At 71.3% G+C, this 15247-nt stretch carries 16 protein-coding genes; 8 read left to right on the top strand and 8 right to left on the bottom strand.

Annotation, left to right across the window (positions count from 1 at the left end; all coding sequences use genetic code 11):
* Positions 1-64: 64 nt before the first annotated feature.
* Positions 65-460 (bottom strand): superoxide dismutase, Ni, encoded by a 396-nt coding sequence (gene sodN, locus OG259_RS14225; RefSeq protein ID WP_030320908.1) that lies wholly within the window; start codon positions 458-460, stop codon positions 65-67.
* A gap of 182 nt (positions 461-642) precedes the next feature.
* Here sodN and sodX point away from each other — a divergent pair, with 182 nt between their 5' ends.
* Positions 643-1077 carry a nickel-type superoxide dismutase maturation protease gene (sodX, locus tag OG259_RS14220; RefSeq protein WP_328942604.1) on the top strand — a complete coding sequence of 145 codons (435 nt, stop codon included), beginning with the start codon at positions 643-645 and terminating at the stop codon, positions 1075-1077.
* On the opposite strand, the gene OG259_RS14215 is transcribed toward sodX, so the two are convergent.
* Positions 981-1610 carry a CGNR zinc finger domain-containing protein gene (locus tag OG259_RS14215; protein WP_328942603.1) on the bottom strand — a complete coding sequence of 210 codons (630 nt, stop codon included), beginning with the start codon at positions 1608-1610 and terminating at the stop codon, positions 981-983. The genes sodX and OG259_RS14215 overlap by 97 nt on opposite strands.
* A 94-nt stretch (positions 1611-1704) precedes the next feature.
* On the opposite strand from OG259_RS14215, the gene OG259_RS14210 reads away from it, so the two are divergent.
* The gene (locus tag OG259_RS14210; protein ID WP_328942602.1) at positions 1705-2454 is read left to right on the top strand and encodes a class I SAM-dependent methyltransferase; all 750 of its coding nucleotides are present in this window, start codon (positions 1705-1707) and stop codon (positions 2452-2454) included.
* A 63-nt stretch (positions 2455-2517) separates the two neighbouring features.
* Here OG259_RS14210 and OG259_RS14205 read toward each other — a convergent pair whose 3' ends face one another.
* Genes OG259_RS14205 through OG259_RS14195 form a run of 3 tightly spaced genes read right to left on the bottom strand, consistent with a single transcriptional unit; the run spans position 2518 to position 5213 of the window.
* Positions 2518-3279 carry an amino acid ABC transporter ATP-binding protein gene (locus tag OG259_RS14205; protein WP_323181572.1) on the bottom strand — a complete coding sequence of 254 codons (762 nt, stop codon included), beginning with the start codon at positions 3277-3279 and terminating at the stop codon, positions 2518-2520.
* Positions 3276-4217 (bottom strand): amino acid ABC transporter permease, encoded by a 942-nt coding sequence (locus OG259_RS14200; RefSeq protein WP_328942601.1) that lies wholly within the window; start codon positions 4215-4217, stop codon positions 3276-3278. Before OG259_RS14200 ends, OG259_RS14205 begins: the two co-directional genes overlap by 4 nt.
* Positions 4218-4247: 30 nt before the next feature.
* Positions 4248-5213: an ABC transporter substrate-binding protein gene (locus tag OG259_RS14195; RefSeq protein WP_328942600.1), complete on the bottom strand. Its 966-nt coding sequence runs from the start codon at positions 5211-5213 to the stop codon at positions 4248-4250.
* A gap of 538 nt (positions 5214-5751) precedes the next feature.
* Here OG259_RS14195 and OG259_RS14190 point away from each other — a divergent pair.
* The 3 genes from OG259_RS14190 to OG259_RS14180 all read left to right on the top strand — a co-directional run bounded on the left by OG259_RS14190 (position 5752) and on the right by OG259_RS14180 (position 9598).
* Complete coding sequence (locus OG259_RS14190; RefSeq protein ID WP_328942599.1) at positions 5752-6963, top strand: NAD(P)-dependent malic enzyme; 1212 nt, start codon at positions 5752-5754, stop codon at positions 6961-6963.
* A gap of 157 nt (positions 6964-7120) precedes the next feature.
* Positions 7121-8086 carry a zinc-binding dehydrogenase gene (locus OG259_RS14185; protein ID WP_266896569.1) on the top strand — a complete coding sequence of 322 codons (966 nt, stop codon included), beginning with the start codon at positions 7121-7123 and terminating at the stop codon, positions 8084-8086.
* Positions 8087-8176: 90 nt separating this feature from the next.
* Positions 8177-9598 (top strand): cellulase family glycosylhydrolase, encoded by a 1422-nt coding sequence (locus OG259_RS14180; protein ID WP_328942598.1) that lies wholly within the window; start codon positions 8177-8179, stop codon positions 9596-9598.
* A 21-nt stretch (positions 9599-9619) separates the two neighbouring features.
* Here OG259_RS14180 and OG259_RS14175 read toward each other — a convergent pair whose 3' ends face one another.
* Both OG259_RS14175 and OG259_RS14170 read right to left on the bottom strand, forming a co-directional pair.
* Positions 9620-10519 (bottom strand): PadR family transcriptional regulator, encoded by a 900-nt coding sequence (locus OG259_RS14175; protein ID WP_328942597.1) that lies wholly within the window; start codon positions 10517-10519, stop codon positions 9620-9622.
* 1 nt (position 10520) lies between these two features.
* Positions 10521-11396, bottom strand: coding sequence for a DUF4097 family beta strand repeat-containing protein (locus OG259_RS14170; protein WP_328942596.1), 876 nt, complete (start codon positions 11394-11396; stop codon positions 10521-10523).
* A 150-nt stretch (positions 11397-11546) separates the two neighbouring features.
* Between OG259_RS14170 and OG259_RS14165 the strand changes: the two genes are divergently transcribed.
* Positions 11547-12401, top strand: coding sequence for a hypothetical protein (locus OG259_RS14165; protein WP_328942595.1), 855 nt, complete (start codon positions 11547-11549; stop codon positions 12399-12401).
* 49 nt (positions 12402-12450) lie between these two features.
* Here the strand turns inward: OG259_RS14165 and OG259_RS14160 are convergent, their stop codons facing one another.
* On the bottom strand, positions 12451-12636 hold the full coding sequence (locus OG259_RS14160) for a DUF6104 family protein (protein ID WP_010061466.1): 186 nt from the start codon (positions 12634-12636) through the stop codon (positions 12451-12453).
* A 94-nt stretch (positions 12637-12730) separates the two neighbouring features.
* Between OG259_RS14160 and OG259_RS14155 the strand changes: the two genes are divergently transcribed.
* The gene (locus tag OG259_RS14155; protein WP_328942594.1) at positions 12731-13171 is read left to right on the top strand and encodes a CU044_2847 family protein; all 441 of its coding nucleotides are present in this window, start codon (positions 12731-12733) and stop codon (positions 13169-13171) included.
* On the top strand, positions 13168-15213 hold the full coding sequence (locus OG259_RS14150; protein WP_328942593.1) for a VMAP-C domain-containing protein: 2046 nt from the start codon (positions 13168-13170) through the stop codon (positions 15211-15213). Before OG259_RS14155 ends, OG259_RS14150 begins: the two co-directional genes overlap by 4 nt.
* Positions 15214-15247 lie beyond the last annotated feature (34 nt).

Here is a 15247-nt window from a genome sequence, read left to right as displayed (position 1 = left end):
CCGGTCCGCTGTGGACGCCTGGAGAGGCGGCCTGCGGGCCGGGTGCGGTCGGGGTTCGAGAAGGTCAGGCCTTCTTCGTCTCCCAGAAAATGCGGTCGATCTCGGCGATGAGCTCCAGCGCCTTCTCGCCCGTCTTCGGGTCCGTCGACGCCTTGGCGGCCGAGAGGGCCTTCAGGGTGTCGTTGACCAGCTGGTTGAGCTCGGGGTACTTCTCGAAGTGCGGGGCCTTGAAGTAGTCGCTCCAGAGCACCGAGACGTGGTGCTTGGCGAGCTCCGCGCGCTGCTCCTTGATGACCGTGGCGCGGGCGCGGAAGTGCGCGTCCTCGTTCGCCTGGTACTTCTCCTGGACAGCCTTGACCGACTCGGCCTCGATGCGGGCCTGGGCCGGGTCGTACACGCCGCACGGGAGGTCGCAGTGGGCGCTGACCTTCACCTTGGGGGCAAACAGGCGGGAGAGCATTGAGCCGTCCTTCCTCGTGATCGTCTTCTCAGGTGGGACATTACTCGGTGAGAAGGGCGTTTTCGCGGGCGCCCCCTGGGGCTTAGGTCAAAAGTCCAGGGTCACCATGGGACTCGTGTACGAGTGGACGAGTGGACGAGTGGACGCGCGAGCCGACGCGCGGGCGGAACCGGGAGGTGCCGATGAGGGAGACGGGGCGGGAGCGGGTGGCGGAGGCAGGGCCTCCGTTCGGGATCGCCGAGGTGACAGGGGTGTCCATGGTGCCCACGCTGCTGCACGGAGATCAGCTGCTCGTGCACTACGGCGGGCGTTTGCGGCCGGGGTGCGTGGCCGTGGTGCGGCATCCGCTCCAGCAGGATCTGCTCATCGTGAAGCGGCTGATCGAGCGACGTGACGGCGGCTGGTGGGTGCTGGGCGACAACCCGGACGCCGAGGGCGACAGCCGGGTCTTCGGGGCCGTACCGCCCGAGCTGGTTCTCGGGCGGGTGCGGGCGCGCTACCGGCCGCTGACGCCGGGGCGTCAGCGGTCGCTCGGGGTGACGCTCTCCTGGCTGTTCTCGGCGCTGAGGCCCGTGTCGTCCGGCCGGTCGGCCTCCAGGCGCTTGCGGGCCCGGTAGGCGGCCACGTTGGCGCGGGTGGCGCAGCGGTCCGAGCAGTAGCGGCGGGAGCGGTTGGTGGAGGTGTCGAGGTAGGCGTTGCGGCAGGGGGGTGCCTGGCAGAGGCCGAGGCGGTCCGCGCCGAACTCGGTGAGGTGGAAGGCGAGGCCCATCGCCGCGATGGCCGCGTATCCCGCGGTCGCGTTCGAGGGGTGGTCGGCGAGATGCATGTGCCACCGCGGCCGGCCGTCCTCGTCGAGGATGTCGTGGCCCGAGATCTGCGGGCTGACGGGGAATTCCAGCAGGAGTGAGTTCAGCAGGTCCACGGCGCCCGTGTGGTCGCCCTCGTCGGCCGCGGTGAAGACCGCCCGCAGCCGGGCCCGTACCGCGCGGAACCGGGTCACGTCGGAGTCGGTGGCCCGACGGGCCATCTGGGTGGCGGGACCGAACAGCTCGCGGATGACCTCGACGGAGGTGAGGGCGTCCTTGTTGCGGGCCGGCTCCTCGGTGTTGACCAGACGCACGGCGTAATCCGAGTAATAGGCCAGTTCCACTTGTAGTCCTTACTCCGGCGGGCTAGTGTCTCGGTCGGAAGGGGTAACGGCTGTTTCCCCTATGAGGGTATTACGAAGAGGGGGAGGAACGGCGATGACCGGAACCGACTGGGCGGCCTGGCAGCAGAGCTGGGACCGTCAGCAGGAGTGGTACATGCCGGACCGTGAGGAGCGCTTCCGGGTGATGCTCGACATGGTCGAGGCCTTGGTGGGACCGAAGCCCCGCGTCCTCGACCTCGCGTGCGGTACGGGAAGTATCACGGATCGGCTCCTCAAGAGGTTCCCGGAGGCGACCAGTACCGGTGTCGACCTCGACCCGGCCCTCCTCGCCATCGCCGAGGGGTACTTCGCCGGCGACGAGCGCGTCTCCTTCGTGACCGCCGACCTCAAGGACCCCGCGTGGGCGGCCCGGCTGCCCCACGACTCGTACGACGCCGTCCTCACCGCCACCGCGCTCCACTGGCTCCACAGCGAGCCGCTGACGGCCCTCTACGGGCAGCTGGCGGGTCTCGTCCGCGACGACGGTGTCTTCATGAACGCCGACCACATGATCGACCGGACCACCCCCCGCATCAACGCCGCCGAGCGCGCCCAGCGCCACGCCGTGATGGACCGCGCCAAGACCGGTGGTGCCCTGGACTGGGCCGAGTGGTGGGCCGTCGCCGCCAAGGACCCCGTCCTCGCCGAGCCCACCGCCCGCCGCTTCGAGATCTACGGCGAGCACGCCGACGGCGACACGCCCTCCCCGCGCTGGCACACCGACACCCTCCTGGCCGCCGGATTCGGCGAGGCCAGGGCGGTCTGGGCCTCGCCCTCCGACAGCCTGATCCTCGCCGTGAAGTAGCCGGTGCGCGGAAAGGGGCGGTACGGGAGACCCGTACCGCCCCTTCCGTCGTCGCGAGGCCTGTTACAGCACCTTCGACAGGAACGCCTTCGTCCGGTCGTGCTGCGGGTTGCCCAGGACGTCCCGCGGGTTGCCCGACTCGACCACCACGCCGCCGTCCATGAAGACCAGCGAGTCGCCGACCTCACGGGCGAAGCCCATCTCGTGCGTGACGACGACCATCGTCATGCCCGACTCGGCGAGGTCCCGCATGACGTCGAGGACGTCGCCGACCAGCTCCGGGTCGAGCGCCGAGGTCGGCTCGTCGAAGAGCATCAGCTTCGGCTCCATCGCCAGCGCGCGGGCGATGGCGACGCGCTGCTGCTGACCACCGGAGAGCTGCGAGGGGTAGTTCCCGGCCTTGTCGGCCAGGCCGACCCGGTCGAGCAGCCGCTCGGCACGCTCGCGTGCCACCGCCTTCGACTCGCCCTTCACCTGGATCGGCGCCTCCATGACATTGGCCAGGGCCGTCATGTGCGGGAACAGGTTGAAGCGCTGGAAGACCATGCCGATGTCGCGGCGCTGGGCCGCGACCTCGCTGTCCTTCAGCTCGTAGAGCTTGTCGCCCTTCTGGCGGTAGCCGACCAGATCGCCGTCGACGTACAGCCGGCCGGAGTTGATCTTCTCCAGGTGGTTGATGCACCGCAGGAAGGTCGACTTGCCGGAGCCGGACGGGCCGATCAGGCAGAACACCTCGCCGTTCTTCACCTCGAGGTCGATGCCCTTGAGGATGTGCGCGGGGCCGTAGGACTTGTGGACGCCCTCGGCCTTCACCATGAGGGTCATCGGGTCACCGCCTCACGGGTCGTGAACCGGGCGAGGTTCGTCTTGATCTTCTGCCAGGGCGTGGGCGGCAGGGTGCGCAGCGAACCCTTCGCGTAGTGCCGCTCCAGGTAGAACTGGCCGACGCTGAACACCGAGGTCAGGATCAGGTACCAGATCGAGGCGACGAAGAACATCTCCATGACCGCGAACGACGTCGAGGCGATGTCCTGCGCGGCGCGCAGCAGATCCGGGTACTGGACGGCCACGACGAGCGAGGACGTCTTCAGCATGTTGATGAACTCGTTGCCGGTCGGCGGGATGATCACCCGCATCGACTGCGGGAGCACCACGCGCCGCATGGTCTTCGCCTGGCTCATGCCCAGGGCGTGGGAGGCCTCGGTCTGACCCTCGTCGACCGACTGGATGCCGGCCCGGACGATCTCCGCCATGTAGGCGCCCTCGTTCAGGCCCAGACCCAGCAGGGCGGCCAGGAACGGCGTCATGACGTCGGTCATCTCGTCCTTGTAGAACCCGATGTTGAACACCGGGAAGATCAGGGCGAGGCTGAACCAGATGAGCAGCTGTACGTAGACCGGGGTGCCGCGGAAGATCCAGATGTAGAGCCAGGCGACCGCACTGGTCACCGGGTTCTTCGACAGGCGCATCACGGCGAACAGCACACCGAGCACCAGGCCCAGGGCCATCGAGGCGACGCTGATCAGGATGGTGTGCCACAGACCGCTCAGGATCGTGGGGTCGAACAGCTTCTCCGGCACGGTGGACCAGCGGACGTCGCCCTGGGAGAAGGCGAAGCCGAGGAGGGCCAGCAGGGCGACCACGAGGACACCGGCGACCCAGCGCCCGTAGTGGCGGACCGGAATGGCCTTGATGGCCTCCGGGGGGAGGTCCCCCGGGGCGGGTGCCGCCCCGGTGGGAACCTTGTCGATCTTGTCAGTCACAGCGACTGCCCTTCAGTGGTACGCGAGAGGTCAGGAGCCGCCGTTGATCTTGGCCGCGGGGATCGCGCCGTCGCCGGCGGCCCACTTGTCGAGCGCGGCCTTGTAGCTGCCGTCCTTGATGGCCGCGTCCAGGGCTTCCTTGATCGCGTCACGCAGCTGGGTGTTCTTCTTGTCGACCGCCATGCCGAAGAGGCCGGCGTCCGTCTTGTTGGCGATGGCCTCGAAGTCGTTGCCGCCGCCGGCGGTCTTCGCGATGTACGCGGCGACCGGCGAGTCGTTCAGGTCGGCGACGGCGCCGCCCGCCTTGACGCGGGTCTGGGCCTCGGCGTCGGTCGGGAAGGCCTCGAAGGTGAGGGCCGGCTTGCCGTCCTTCTTGCACTTCTCGGCCTGGTCCTTCGCGGCCTGCTCGTACGTCGTGCCGCGCTGGACGGCGAGCTTCTTGCCGCACAGGTCGTCGAGGGACTTGATGTTCTGCGGGTTGCCCTTCTTCACCAGGATGCCGGTGGAGGCGGTGAAGTAGTCGACGAAGTCGACACCGGTGCCGACCTTCTGACCCTTGTCGTCCAGACCCTCCTGGCGGGCCTTGGTGTCGGTCATCGAGGACATCACGACGTTCGTACGACCGGACTGCAGCGCGGTGAGCAGCGTGTCGAAGGTGCCGCTCTCGAACTGGAACTCCACGCCGAGCTGCTTGGAGAGGGCGGCGGCGATGTCGGGGTCGACACCGACGACCTTGCTGCCTTCCTTGAACTCCATCGGCGCGTACGTGGCGTCCGTGCCGACCTTGATGACGCCGGCCTTCTGGATGTCGGCGGGGAGCTTCGAGAAGAGCGGGGCGCTGTTGGCCGGGGTGCCGCTCTCCTTCGTGGATCCGCTGTTGGTCTGGTCGCCACAGGCGGTCAGCAGCACGGAGCCGACGACCGCGATGGCGGCGACCGCGGCAAGACGGGAGGTGCGGGTCTTGGCGGTCGTGCGGCGCGTGGAGCGTGCGGTCATGATCGGGTTCCTCCGGCGTGTGAGGGAGTTGCCAGGCGGGTCACGTACGTCTCTTCGAGTGTCGTGACCTCGTGTGATTACGGCATCTTGCCATTCGGACCGCCTCAAACCGACGGCCATGGATGTCAAAATCGGATAACGGGTGACCCCCGAATGCCAACAGGCCGGTACATCAGGGCCGGATCTTCTACTGGATCCCTTCCACGTTGCCGAAGAATTTCCTGTAGATCTCGCCATTCGGACGACGCGAAGGCCGCCAATCGGGTGCTTGAAGCACCTATATGGACATGGGGTGACGTGTCGTCCTCCGTCCGTGTCCGGATGCGCTCGGTATGAGTCGCATCACCGAGCGGATATGGACTCGTCTGCGGTGCCGTCCGTCCGGTAAGAAGGATCCTTACACCCCTCATCCGGGGCTCAGGGCGCGTTGTGCGGCGCGCCCGCGCGGCTACCAGACACGGCGGCCGCGGGACCCGCCCACCGCTCCACACCAGGAGCGGCCAACCCTCAAATGAAGCAGACTTAAGGGGTCAACCCAATGGCAGCGGAGATCGTCAATCCTCGCAATGACAGTGGTACGGAAGGAGCTCCGGAGGAGCCCTTCGATCCTGTCTTCGCCCTCCACCGGGGCGGCAAGATGGCCATCCAGGCCACCGTCCCCGTCCGGAACAAGGACGACCTGTCCCTCGCGTACACGCCCGGCGTCGCCAAGGTGTGCACCGCGATCGCCGAGCAGCCCGACCTGGTCAACGACTACACCTGGAAGTCGCAGGTCGTCGCGGTCGTGACCGACGGTACGGCGGTGCTCGGCCTCGGTGACATCGGCCCGGAGGCCTCCCTCCCGGTCATGGAGGGGAAGGCCATCCTCTTCAAGCAGTTCGGCGGCGTGGACGCGGTCCCGATCGCCCTCGCCACCACCGACACCGACGAGATCGTCGAGACCGTCGTCCGGCTGGCCCCGTCCTTCGGCGGCGTCAACCTGGAGGACATCTCGGCACCGCGGTGCTTCGAGATCGAGCGCAAGCTCCAGGAGCGCCTCGACATCCCCGTCTTCCACGACGACCAGCACGGCACCGCCATCGTCACCCTCGCCGCCCTCCGCAACGCGGCGAAGCTGACCGGCCGGACCCTCGGCGACCTGCGCGCGGTCATCTCCGGCGCCGGCGCGGCCGGGGTGGCCATCGCCAAGTTCCTCCTGGAGGCCGGCCTCGGTGACGTGGCCGTCGCCGACCGCAAGGGCATCGTCAGCCGTGACCGGGACGACCTCAACCCGGTGAAGCGCGAGATCGCCGACCTCACCAACAAGGCGGGCCTCAGCGGCTCCCTGGAGGCCGCCCTCGCCGGCGCCGACGTCTTCATCGGCGTCTCCGGCGGTACGGTCCCCGAGGCGGCCGTCGCGTCCATGGCTCCGAACGCCTTCGTGTTCGCCATGGCCAACCCCAACCCCGAGGTCCACCCCGACGTCGCGCACAAGTACGCGGCCGTCGTGGCGACCGGCCGTTCGGACTACCCGAACCAGATCAACAACGTCCTCGCGTTCCCGGGCATCTTCGCCGGCGCGCTCCAGGTCCGGGCCTCCCGGATCACGGAGGGCATGAAGATCGCCGCGGCCAACGCCATCGCGGACGTGGTCGGCGACCAGCTCGCCGCCGACTGCGTGATCCCGTCGCCGTTCGACGAGCGGGTCGCCCCGGCCGTCGCGGCCGCGGTCGCCGCCGCCGCCCGCGCGGAGGGCGTCGCACGCCGCTGACGCGGGTGCCGGCCGGTGCACCTGCCGACACGCGAAAGGGCCCTGTTCCGTAGCCCGGGACGGGGCCCTTTCGCGTACGCGGCGATCCCGGGGAGGGACGCGCGTCACACGGGTGCGTGGTTCCGCCCCCTACCCGCGCCCGCCTAGGGTCGGGGCCATGTTCGCTGCCTACGCTGCCCGAATCGACCGCGACCAGCCCCTGAACGGCCTCGAATTGGGTGAACGTCCCGAACCCGAGGTACGGCCGGGATGGACCACCGTCACCGTCAAGGCCGCCTCGCTCAACCACCACGACCTGTGGTCGCTGCGCGGGGTCGGGCTGCCCGAGGAGAAGTTGCCGATGATCCTCGGCTGCGACGCCGCCGGGATCGACGAGGACGGCAACGAGGTCGTCCTGCACTCCGTGATCGGCCAGACGGGCCACGGGGTCGGACCCGACGAGCCCCGGTCCATCCTCACCGAGCGCTACCAGGGCACCTTCGCCGAGCGGGTGACCGTGCCCCGCTGGAACGTGCTGCCCAAGCCGAAGGAGCTCTCCTTCGAGGAGGCCGCCTGTCTGCCCACGGCCTGGCTGACCGCGTACCGCATGCTCTTCACCAACGCCGGTGTACGGCCCGGGGACTCGGTGCTCGTGCAGGGTGCGGGCGGCGGTGTCGCCACCGCGGCGATCGCCCTCGGCAAGGCGGCCGGCCTGCGGGTCTTCGCCACCAGCCGCGACGAGGCCAAGCGCAAGCGGGCCGTGGAGCTCGGCGCCGTCGAGGCGTTCGAGCCGGGCGCGCGGCTCCCGCAGCGGGTGGACGCGGTAATCGAGACCGTCGGCGCCGCCACCTGGTCCCACTCGGTCAAGTCCCTGCGGCCCGGCGGCACGCTGGTCATCTCGGGCGCCACGAGCGGCGACCGGCCGGCGCACGCGGAGCTGACCCGGATCTTCTTCCTGGAGCTGAAGGTCGTCGGCTCGACCATGGGCTCCAAGGACGAGCTGGAGGACCTGCTGTCCTTCTGCGCGGCGACGGGCGTCCGGCCGGTCGTCGACGAGGTCCTGCCGCTGGACCGGGCGCGGGAGGGCTTCGAGCGGATGGCCACCGGCGAACTCTTCGGAAAGATCGTCCTGAAGACCTCGTGACGACCTCTTGATGACTCGTCAGTAGTACTGATGGGATCTCCGGCACCTGAAACGTGAACAATGCTCACCTCGTCGTGCCGGAGGTCTACCTTGTTGCGAACCACCCACGTGTGGCGAACCACCCTGGTCGCGGGCGCCCTCGCCGCCTCGCTGCTCGCCGCCACCGCCCCGTCCGCTGCCGCTGCCCCGTCCGCTGCCGCCGCCCGCGCGGAGACCGGCGGGGACGCGATACCAGCCCTCACCGACTCCCGGGGCCGCACCCTCACCCTGCGCGGCTGGAACGTCGGGGACAAGGCGCACAGCGGTGACGCCGCCCTCTCCGGCGTCACCGAGAAGCACTTCCGCGACATGCGGGCCAAGGGCTTCAACCTCGCCCGGCTGCTCGTCTTCTGGGACGACCTGGAACCAAGCCCCGGCCGCTACAGCCAGGCGTACCTCCGGAAGATCGAACGGGTCCTGGACTGGGCCGCGCGCCACGACGTCAAGGTCGTCCTCGACGCCCACCAGGACGTCTTCGGGCCCGCGTTCGGCCACCGCGGCGTGCCCGCCTGGGCGACCAGGACCGACGGGCTGCCCTTCACGCCGCACCCCGACGACTGGTTCTCCGAGTACTTCGAGCCCGCCGTGCAGCGCGCCTTCACCCACCTGTACGAGGACGAGGACCTGCGGCAGGCCCAGGCCCGCATGTGGCGGGTGCTCGCCGACCGCTTCGAGGACCACCCGGCCGTGCTCGGCTACGACCTGATCAACGAGCCGATGGGTGAGCTGCGCGAAGGGGAGGACCTGGCGACCGCCGCCCGGCGCATCGAACGGGACCAGATCACCCCGATGTACAACCGCGTCGCGGACGCGGTCCGGTCGGTCGACCGGGACTCCTGGATCTTCGTCGAGCCGACCCCGATCGTCGGTGAGGGCGTGCCCACGGGACTCGGCCGGATCGACGACCCGAAGATCGTCTACGCCCCGCACTTCTACAACGGTGCCATGGAGGCGGGCGGGGACTACGACCCGGCGGCCCGCTGGATCGAGAACTACGAACAGGCCGTCACCCTGTACCCGAAGGAGTACAAGGTCCCCGTGGTGGTGGGCGAGTGGGGGCCGCTCGACAACTCCCGGCCGAACATGAACCGCTTCTACCGGGAGGCCATGGCCTCACTCGGCCGCTACAGCTCCGGCTGGGCCGGCTGGGAGTGGTGCTACGGCGGCGGCTACTGCGCCGTGGACGGCGCCGGAGCCTTCCGTACGAACAAGGAGCTGACCGCCGAACCGTATGCGGAGGCGGTCGCGGGCACGGTGCGCTCCGCCGCGTACGACCCGGGGACCGGGGTCTACCGCCTCTCGTACGACTCCGCCGGGCCCCGGGGCTCCAGGGTCACCGAACTCTCCCTGCCGCCCGGCGACTGGCGGGTGACGGCCCGGGGCGGGGCGCTGGTGCTCCGCAAGGCCCAGGGCAGGGCCTGGGTCCTCGCGGCCCCGGGTGCCCGGGTGACGGTGACCGTCACCCGGGGCTGAGCCCCTGACGGGCGGCTGGGGTCAGGCTCTGGGCCGTGACCTCAGCAGGCCGGTGATCCGGATCGCCGCAGCCGACAGCTGGTCGCGGGTCTCGGCCAGGTGCTCCTGGCTCACGCCGTGGTCGCGGGCCGCGTCCCGGATCTCGTCGCGGAAGCGGTCGAGGAGCCGGTCGAGATCGCGGGCCGGGTCGCCCGAACCTTCCGTGTCCCGCGCCCACTCCGGCACCTCGCCGGCCGGGGCCGCCGTGAACGGCGGCTCCTGGCCGGCCGCCTTCGGGTGGGTCGTGCCCGCCACGAGGCCGCCGAGCTGGGCCGTGATGTCCGACAGCCCTTCCCAGACGCCCTTGGGCCAGTCGCCCCGCGAGAAGCGGTCCTGGACCTCCTCCTGCACCTGCTGGGCGATCCGCTGGAACTCCTTCGCCTGGTGGCGGGCGGACTTCGCCTCGGCGCGGGCCTGGCGGGCCTGCTCCTTCCACTCCTGACCGACCCGGCGCAGCTCCTCCTTGGCGTCGGCGAACGAGGAGGGCTCCGCCGTGCGGGTCCGGCCCGCCGCCGCACGCATCTCGCTGCGCACCCGGCCCGCCGCGCCGCGCACGTCGTCGCGGATCTCCGCCGCCAGCTCCGACACCGACTCGCGGATCTCCCGCTCCAGATCGTCCAGTTCGGTGCCGCGGCCGGCCAGCTCGGCGCGGCCGGCGTCGGTGATCGAGTACACCTTGCGGCCACCCTCGCTGGCGTGGGTGACGAGGCCCTCGGCCTCCAGCTTGGCCAGGCGCGGATAGACCGTGCCCGCCGAGGGCGCGTACAGCCCCTGGAAGCGCTCCTCCAGGAGGCGGATCACCTCGTAGCCGTGGCGTGGGGCCTCGTCGAGCAGCTTGAGCAGATACAGGCGGAGGCGGCCGTGCGCGAAGACGGGCGGCATGTCAGAGCACCTTTCCGGTCGCTGAGGGGGCGGGGGAGGGGGTGGAGTCGCCGTCCTCGTCCGGCTCGGGACGGCGGAGCAGGGCGATGGAGCCGGAGACGGTGGTGGCCTTGAGGGTGCCCCGGCCCGAACCGAGGGTGCCGGTGACGGACTTGGAGCCCCACTGGCCGTCCACCCGCAGGTCCTCGAAGGCATTCGACAGGGAGCCGCTCGCGGTGCTCGCCTTCACCCGGGCGTCGGCCGGGTGCGGGAGCCGGATGGCGACCTCGCCGGAGAGGCTGGAGAGCCGGATGTCGGCGGGCGGCCCGTCGAGCTCGGCTGGGTCGAGGTCGATGACCATGTCGCCGCTGACCGTCTCGGCCTGGACGGAGGCGCCCGCGCCCTCGATCACGGTCACGTCCCCGGTCACGGAGTTGATCCGCAGGGCGCCGGTGACCGACTGGGCTTCCAGGTTGCCCGAGACGCTCTCGGCGCGGACCGGGCCGGAGAGCCGGAGGAGGGTGGTGTCGCCGCTGACGCCGCGGACCTCCGTCCGCCCCCTGATGCCGGTGACGACGGCCTCGGCGCCGACCACTCCCACCTCGACGTCGACGCCCGCGGGGACGGCGACGGAGACGACGGCCCGGCGTCGGTACTCCTTGCGGTCGAGCCACTTGAGGGCGCTCTTCCACTGGAGGTCCTCGTAGCTCACGGTCAGGGTGGAGCCGTCCTGGGACACGATCAGCGGTGGGCCCTCGATCTCGGCGATCTCCACACGGGCGGAACTCTCGTCCGTCCCCACCACGTTCACCGTGCCGTTGACGATGCGGACCCGCAGCCGGGTCACGGGCTCGGCCGGCGTCAGCTTCGTCGGCTCGGTGACGGACCACTCTGTCATGGTGCTGACCTCCCGTTTCGGCAACGCAACATATCGCGTTTCTCGATAGACACGATATATCGCGGAAAGGGGAAGTCAACCCTGACTCGACCCTGACAGGGTGAGGGCAATTGCCCCCGTATGCGGACAAATTGGCCTAGCGTAGGGCTCATGAACGCGACATCCGGACCGAATCCCGTCGGGGCGCTGCTCCTCTGCCGTGCCGACCCCCTGGCGGTCCGGCCACCCGCCCAGCTGCTCCGCGAGCAGCTGCTGCTCGCCCCCGCGGGTGACGACTGGAGCGTGCTCGTACCGGAGGGGAAGCCCTGGCTCCACGGCGGGGAGCCCGTCGAACAGGTCGTCACCGGCTGGGCCACCGCCCTCGCCGTCTCGGCCGCCGGGTGGCCCGTCGTCGCGCTCTGGTGGGACCGCGACCGGGCAGGGCTGACCCTCGCCGCCGGCTTCCGCCGCACGGTCGGCTACACCTGGCTCGCGGACGGCACCCCCGCCGGCGAGGACGAGGCGATGCGCACCTTCGCCGCCCGGCTCGCGCTCGACCCCGTCCTGGACGTACAGGCCCTCGAACCGCTCACCGGGCCCGATCCGGACGCCGACGCCCACAGCCGGCTCCTCGGCGTCGTCGCCGTCCTGGGCCGCACCGGGCTCGCCCTGCCGACCGGGGTCCTCCCCGGCGAGAGCGCCGAGCGGCTCCGCTCCGCGGCCCTGGCCCAGGGCGCCGAGCAGCTCGAATGGTCGGGGGACGGGGTCTCCCCCGCCCGAACGGACCTGAGAGCGTGGGGAAGGGAGGCGGTACGCGCCGAACTCGACGTCGTGGACGGCAGCCCCGTGGGCCCGTACCTGCGCGGGCCCACGGCGCGCGTACTGGGCGGTGCGCAGGTCGCGGCGGGCGTCCCGCTGCTGCTCTGGGGCATCGGCCGGCGCAGCGGCGGCTGGGCGGCGGCCGGGGCGCTGCTCGTCGCGCACGGCGCGCTCGGCCTCGCCTACGACCGACTGCGGGAGGGGTGACCCCGCGCGCGCGGAGTCACCCCTCGGTACGGCTCCTGCCTACCGGTTCCTACTCGTCCTCGTCGTCCTCGTCGTCGAGACGGGCCAGCCAGGTCGCGAGGCGCTCGACCGGCACCTCGAAGTCGGGGTTGAGGTCGACGAACGTCCGCAGCTGCTCGGCGAGCCACTCGAAGGTGACCTCCTCCTCGCCGCGCCGCTTCTCCAGTTCCTCGATGCCACGGTCGGTGAAATACATGCGATCAGGATAGGCCGAACCCCTGACGTCCCCTGTCGCCCGTCAGTCCCACCGACTAGCCTTCCTCATCATCGTTTCGGGGAGCGGGGGCGCTGTGACGCACGGGATCGCGCGTATTCGGCTGGACGACGGCACACCCGTATGGGCCCGGGTCAGTGACGTGCAGGAACTCGGCAGGGGCGGTGGGTTCCAGGACACCGGCGTCAAGGACCGGGTGGTCTCGATGGCCGGGGGGCTCACGGACGTGGTGCGCGGAGTGGTCGGCTCGCTGCGGGCCGGGCTCGACCCGCAGGGGCCGGTGGAGGTCGCCGTCACCTTCGGCATCGAACTGTCGGCCCAGTCCGGAAAAGTGATCGGCGTCCTCGCGGACGGCTCGGGCAAGGCCTCCGTGAGCGTCTCCCTGACCTGGACCGAACCTGGTCGGGCCACGGATCCCGCACCGGATCCCGCACCCGACTCCGCGCCGGTTCCCGCGGTCGAGCCGCCCGCACCCGACCCCTCCGCAGCGGAGCCGGCGGCCCATGAGCCCGCATGAGCGCCTTCGACGCTCTCGTGCGCCCCGCGCTGGTACGCATCGCCGCTCCCGGCTGCGGGTATGACCCGCACGGCGACCGGTACTGGGGCACCGGCTTCTTCATCGCCCCCGGCTGGGTGCTGACCTGCGCCCATGTCGTGGCCGAGGGGGGAAGCGCGGTGTGGAGGAGTGAGCCGGCCGTCGGCATCACCTGGGAGGACGGCAAGACCACCCGGGAGACCACCGGCACCGTCGTGCTCGCGCTGCCGCGCCCCGACCGCCCCGACGACCCACCGGACCGGTGGGCCTTCCCCGACCTCGCGCTCCTCCGGGTGCCCGGCGCGCAGAAGGCGTCCTGCGTGCGCCTCGGCGAGCGCCCGCCCGTCCCGCCGACCGCCGTCGGGCTCCACGGCTGGTCCCGGGAGACCGGCGAGCTAGGCATCAGGCACGTCCACGGCACCCTCATCGGCAGCGACGGCAAGGCGCTCGTCACCGACTGGGTCATGCCCGTCGAGGGCTGCTCCGGCGGCCCCGTCGTCGACCACCAGCAGGGCGCCGTCGTCGGCCTCAACAAGGGCCGCGGCCGCGACGGCGGAGCCGTCGTCCCCGTCACCGCGCTGCGCGCGCTGCACGACCTCCCCGGCGGCGAGGCGATGGGCGAGGCCATGCGCGCCCACGACCGCTACCACCTCGCCCGCTACCGCTCGCTGGACGACCGGCCCGACTGGACGCGCGCCCAGCGGCTGCTGCCCGGTGCCCAGGGCGTGAGCCCGGGGCTGCGCACCCATCTCCACGGGCACTTCGCCGAACTGCCCGCACCCACCGCGCCCGGCGAGATCATGGACCTGATCGACCAGGTCAAGGCCTGGATCAGGGACGACGAACTGCCGGACGCCCTGGAGGACGACCCCCGCACCTGGAGCGAGGGCGCCGGACTGCTGCGCGGCCTGCGGGCGCCCCGCCGGGACGGCGTCCGCGACCTCGACCTGGACGCGGTCCTGCTGTACGCGGCCCATGTCGCCCGGCACGTCCGCGGACGGTACGGCGAGCGGGCCGACACCGCCGGACTCACCCGCTGGATCGTCGACGAGTCGGGCGACGCCGACCGGCACCTCCGGCGCGAGATCGACCGGCTGGTCGGCCCCGGCCGGCCCGCGCCCCTCTCCGTACGCGAACCCCGCGCGCGTGCAGACGTCCTCCTGGAGATCGACACCCCGCGCTGGGACCGGCGTTACCCGTGGCGGGTCAAGCTCCTCCTCGACGGGCACACCGTCAGCCCGCTCCACTTCGACGACCGGGGAGTCGAGCGGACGCGCCTCAAGGAGACCCTGCGCGAGCCGCTCGCGGACGCCCTGCGGCGCGGCGACAGCGGACCGCACCTGGCCGCCGTGGAGGCGGTGCTCCCGCGCGAGCTCTTCGACGAACCCCTCGACACCTGGCGGCTCGAACCGCCCCAGGGCCCCGACGACGCCTGGGCGACCACCCTCGGCCAGCGCAGGTTCGTGGTCATCCGCGACGCCCGCCGCCACGACCGGGAACCGGCCCCCGAGTGGCGGGAGCGCTGGGATGCGGCGGAGCGGGGGCCGCTCCGCGTGGCCCCGCTGCGCGCCGAGGTGCCCGGCGCGGGCCCGGACGCCCACACCGCGCGCGTACACCGGGAGACCTGGGCGGAGGCGTACGACCGGCTCCGTGAGGCCGAGGGCGGCACCGTCCCCGTCTACTGCGGCCACGTGGGCAGCGGCGACGGGCTCATGGCGATGAACGCGGCCCTGGCCGCCGGCCACCCGCTCGCCCTCTGGCGGACCGGGGCCCATGACCACACCGACTGCGCGGAGTTCCACGAGCGGGCCGACCGGCTCCTCTCCGCCGCCCTCACCGCCTGGGACGTACGCGGACCCCTGAGGTCCCTGCGCACACGCGCGACGGACCGGGCCGCAGGCCCCGAGGCACGGGCCGCGTACGCGTGGGCCGAGAGCATCGCGGTCCTGCTGGACGCGCCCGACCGGCCACCGCACGGCGGCCGGCTGGAGGCCCCGCCCTTGATCGGGGAGGGGGAAGAGTGACCGGAGTGGCCACCGGGACGACGGCCCCGCGATC

Origin of the sequence: Streptomyces sp. NBC_00250 (genome assembly GCF_036192275.1) — a bacterium.
GTDB lineage: Bacteria > Actinomycetota > Actinomycetes > Streptomycetales > Streptomycetaceae > Streptomyces.
The sequence above is the reverse complement of the archived record's forward strand: the minus strand, read 5'-3'. Positions and strand labels throughout refer to the sequence as shown.

Excerpts from the sequence above, each read along its gene's own strand:
- sodN (WP_030320908.1), bottom strand. The coding sequence starts at position 460 with ATGCTCTCCCGCCTGTTTGCCCCCAAGGTGAAGGTCAGCGCCCACTGC.
- sodX (WP_328942604.1), top strand. The coding sequence starts at position 643 with ATGAGGGAGACGGGGCGGGAGCGGGTGGCGGAGGCAGGGCCTCCGTTC.
- OG259_RS14210 (WP_328942602.1), top strand. The coding sequence starts at position 1,705 with ATGACCGGAACCGACTGGGCGGCCTGGCAGCAGAGCTGGGACCGTCAG.
- OG259_RS14205 (WP_323181572.1), bottom strand. The coding sequence starts at position 3,279 with ATGACCCTCATGGTGAAGGCCGAGGGCGTCCACAAGTCCTACGGCCCC.
- OG259_RS14195 (WP_328942600.1), bottom strand. The coding sequence starts at position 5,213 with ATGACCGCACGCTCCACGCGCCGCACGACCGCCAAGACCCGCACCTCC.
- OG259_RS14190 (WP_328942599.1), top strand. The coding sequence starts at position 5,752 with ATGGCAGCGGAGATCGTCAATCCTCGCAATGACAGTGGTACGGAAGGA.
- OG259_RS14185 (WP_266896569.1), top strand. The coding sequence starts at position 7,121 with ATGTTCGCTGCCTACGCTGCCCGAATCGACCGCGACCAGCCCCTGAAC.
- OG259_RS14175 (WP_328942597.1), bottom strand. The coding sequence starts at position 10,519 with ATGCCGCCCGTCTTCGCGCACGGCCGCCTCCGCCTGTATCTGCTCAAG.
- OG259_RS14170 (WP_328942596.1), bottom strand. The coding sequence starts at position 11,396 with ATGACAGAGTGGTCCGTCACCGAGCCGACGAAGCTGACGCCGGCCGAG.
- OG259_RS14165 (WP_328942595.1), top strand. The coding sequence starts at position 11,547 with ATGAACGCGACATCCGGACCGAATCCCGTCGGGGCGCTGCTCCTCTGC.
- OG259_RS14160 (WP_010061466.1), bottom strand. The coding sequence starts at position 12,636 with ATGTATTTCACCGACCGTGGCATCGAGGAACTGGAGAAGCGGCGCGGC.
- OG259_RS14150 (WP_328942593.1), top strand. The coding sequence starts at position 13,168 with ATGAGCGCCTTCGACGCTCTCGTGCGCCCCGCGCTGGTACGCATCGCC.